The 1,077-nt window shown below is 49.0% G+C and carries 2 tRNA genes and 2 rRNA genes; all 4 read right to left on the reverse strand.

What is annotated here, in order from left to right:
* Nucleotides 1–180 (reverse strand): 23S ribosomal RNA (locus JaAD80_RS29905); the annotation flags it as partial.
* Nucleotides 181–423: 243 nt separating this feature from the next.
* Nucleotides 424–499 (reverse strand) — tRNA-Ala (locus tag JaAD80_RS29910).
* Between the two features lie 19 nt (nt 500–518).
* A tRNA-Ile gene (locus JaAD80_RS29915) sits at nt 519–595 on the reverse strand.
* 81 nt (nt 596–676) lie between these two features.
* Nucleotides 677–1,077: ribosomal RNA gene (locus JaAD80_RS29920) — 16S ribosomal RNA — on the reverse strand; the annotation flags it as partial.

Consider the following 1,077-nt stretch of genomic DNA (forward strand, 5'->3'; position numbering starts at 1 on the left):
GCGTTCGCCTTGCATACCTATGTATTCAGTATGCAATACCCTAAAAGGGTGGGTTGCCCCATTCGGAAATCTGCGGATCAAAGTGTGTTTGCTCACTCCCCGCAGCTTATCGCAAGCTACTACGTCCTTCATCGCCTGTAATCGCCAAGGCATCCACCATGTGCACTTATTCGCTTGTCCCTATAACGTTAGCCTCTCATCATTTGCATAATGAAAGAGCGCTACAGGGATAAGAAAGTACAACGTTGTTGCTTGTTTGTTGATACATACAATCATTACCCATCGATTTGCTTTTTACGGCAAACCGATCAATAAATAATCTTTACTTCTTCCAGATTGTTAAAGAACATACAGCACTTGGCCTCGAAAAGACCAAACCTAAATCCCGGTGTTGCAATCAACACTGATTTACGTTTGAACTTTTGGTGGAGGATGACGGGATCGAACCGACGACCCCCTGCTTGCAAAGCAGGTGCTCTCCCAGCTGAGCTAATCCCCCTGAGATTTACTACAGAAACTGGTAGGGCTGGTTGGACTCGAACCAACGACCCCCGCGTTATCAACACGGTGCTCTAACCAGCTGAGCTACAGCCCCAAATGCTGTTCTTTATATTAACAGCCGATAAGTGTGAACATTTGATGCGTGAATCATTTACATGATTCGTGCAAACTCTAGAAAGGAGGTGATCCAGCCGCACCTTCCGATACGGCTACCTTGTTACGACTTCACCCCAGTCACGAATCCTACCGTGGTAAGCGCCCTCCTTACGGTTAAGCTACCTACTTCTGGTAAAACCCGCTCCCATGGTGTGACGGGCGGTGTGTACAAGACCCGGGAACGTATTCACCGCGACATGCTGATCCGCGATTACTAGCGATTCCAACTTCATGCAGTCGAGTTGCAGACTACAATCCGGACTACGATACACTTTCTGCGATTAGCTCCCCCTCGCGGGTTGGCGGCGCTCTGTATGTACCATTGTATGACGTGTGAAGCCCTACCCATAAGGGCCATGAGGACTTGACGTCATCCCCACCTTCCTCCGGTTTGTCACCGGCAGTCTCATTAGAGTGCCC

It is taken from the genome of Janthinobacterium sp. AD80 (assembly GCF_002878455.1).
Taxonomy (GTDB): Bacteria; Pseudomonadota; Gammaproteobacteria; order Burkholderiales; family Burkholderiaceae_D; genus Janthinobacterium.